1 protein-coding gene and 1 pseudogene are annotated in these 2,275 nt (G+C 64.7%); both read right to left on the bottom strand.

Annotation, left to right across the window (positions count from 1 at the left end):
- A partial coding sequence (locus tag WCB02_RS24275; RefSeq protein ID WP_423962154.1) for a magnesium chelatase subunit H occupies window positions 1-2,071 on the bottom strand: 2,071 nt, incomplete at its 3' end.
- A pseudogene (locus WCB02_RS24270) lies at window positions 2,046-2,275 on the bottom strand (ferredoxin:protochlorophyllide reductase (ATP-dependent) subunit B); the annotation flags it as partial. The pseudogene WCB02_RS24270 and the gene WCB02_RS24275, both read right to left, overlap by 26 nt.

The raw sequence follows: 2,275 nt of genomic DNA, 5'->3' as shown, positions 1-2,275 counted from the left end.
GCGGCAGGCCGCGCCAGCGTTCGATCGATGCCTTGAGTTCGATCAGTCCCTTGTAAAGCCCTGCATGCGCCACCGGCGGCGTGAGATAGCTGATCAGCGTGGCCGCTGAACGCCGCTTTGCGATCGTTCCCTCGGATGGATTGTTCGAGGCGTAGAGATAGAGATTGGGCAGGTCGCCGATCATGCGATCCGGCCAGCACGAACCGGAGAGGCCCGTCTGCTTGCCCGGCATGAACTCGAGCGCCCCGTGGGTTCCGAAATGAAGCACCGCATCGGCGCCGAAATCCTCGCGCAGCCAGCGATAGAACGCCGAGAAGGCGTGCGTCGGCGCGAAGCCCTTCTCGAACAATAGTCGCATCGGATCGCCTTCATATCCGAACGCAGGCTGGATGCCGACAAAGACATTGCCGAAGCGTTCGCCGAGCACGAAGATCGAACTGCCGTCGCTCTGTTGCTTGCCCGGCGCCGGTCCCCATTGCGCCTCGATCTGGCGCAGCCAGCGCTCGTTGCGCACGTGGTCGCCCACGGCGATGCGGGCATGGACATTGGCGTCGGCGCCGAAGCGGGATGCATTGCCGGCGACGATGCGCATGCGCAGTTCATCGACGTCGGTGGGAAGATCGACGTCATACCCCACGCGCTTCATCGCGGTCAGCGTGTGATGCAGAGACTCGAACACCGAGAGATATGCCGCGCTGCCGGTATTGCCGGCATTTGGCGGGAAATTGAACAGGACGATCGCAACCTTGCACTCGCCTCGCGAAGACCGCCGCATCGCGATCAGACGCGCCGTCCGCGCCGCCAGCATTTCCGCGCGCTCGCTGCACACCCGCATCTCGCCACCGGCCTCGGCGGAAGAGAAGGTGCACGCACGCTCGCAGCCTGTGCAGGGGACGCCAGCCCCGTCGGACCGGCCGCCGTAAACCATTGGACCAGCGGCCCCGTCGAGCTCGGGTATCGCAACCATGATGGTACTCTCGACCGGCATCAGGCCGCGATCGGAAGCGGCCCACTGCTCCAGGGTCTGGAATTCGACGGGATGCGCGGAAAGATAGGGCACGTCGAGCCCGGCGAGGACGTCCTCGGCAGCCTTCGAGTCGTTGTAGGCGGGACCGCCGACCAGCGAAAAGCCGGTCAGAGAAACCACCGCATCGACGGCGCTGCATCCGTCCTTCATGAAGAAACGCTGGATCGCCGGCCGCTGGTCGAGACCGCTGGCAAAAGCGGGGATCACCCGCAGGCCCTTCGCCTCGAACGCGGCGATGACGCCGTCATAATGGCCGGAATTACCGGCCAGGAGATAGGAGCGCAGCAGCAGCATGCCGACCGTACCACGCTCGTTTTCCACTCCGGGCAGCCCGTCGATCGTATCGGCGATCCGTCGCTTGATGCGCGGATGATACAGGCCGATGTCGGGATATTCGACCGGCATCGCCGCCTTGACGATGCCGCGCAGCGAGCGGCGGGGGCCGTCTGCATAGCGGTCCACCAGCAGGCGAACCATATTGACGATATTTTGCTCGGAGCCCGCGAGCCAGTATTGCAATGTCAGGAAGTAGGCGCGCATATCCTGCGCGGTGCCGGGAATGAAACGGAGCAGCTTCGGCAATCGCCGCAGCAGTTTCATCTCGCCCTTGCCGCCGGGGCTTGAGCGCTTCCGCTCGCCGCGCAGCCTCTTCAGCCAGGCAACGGCGCCAAGCGCCTCGCCGCTCATGTCGAACTTGCCGACCCGCGTCAGCTTGACGATCTCGGCCGCGGACATGCAGCAGATCATTGCGTCGCAATCGTTGCGGCGGGCTGCCAGCGCGGGCATCACCGCGCGGACGTGGTCGTCGAGAAACAGCATCGTCGCGATGACGATATCGCCACAGGCGATGGCGGCGTGGCACCGCGCAAGCGCCGTGTCATCACAGCCCCATTCGTCGGCAGCGTGAACCGACAATTCAAGTCCCGGGAAATCGCGCCGCAGCAGGTTCTGCGCACGCGCCGCGGCGCCGGACAGATGGCTGTCCATGGTCACGACGACGACACGAAGCGGTGTCGCGTCAGCGGGCGTAATGCGCTTTGGCATCGTAGAGCGTCTCTATGGTTATGGTAGCGACGCCGTTTTCGTTGGCGAAGCGTTCGGTGTTGCGGCGGGCCTTGCCGCGAACGAAAAAGGGAATCTTGCGCAGTTCCTGTTCGGCATCGGCGGCCCAGACGACCGCTACGCCTGGCGCTTGCGCTCGAGATCCTGCCGGCGCAACCGGCATGTCATCCGCGAGCACAGCCTGGT

Origin of the sequence: Bradyrhizobium sp. (genome assembly GCF_049581145.1) — a bacterium.
In the GTDB taxonomy this organism is placed as follows: Bacteria; Pseudomonadota; Alphaproteobacteria; order Rhizobiales; family Xanthobacteraceae; genus Bradyrhizobium.
The sequence above is the reverse complement of the archived record's forward strand: the minus strand, read 5'-3'. Positions and strand labels throughout refer to the sequence as shown.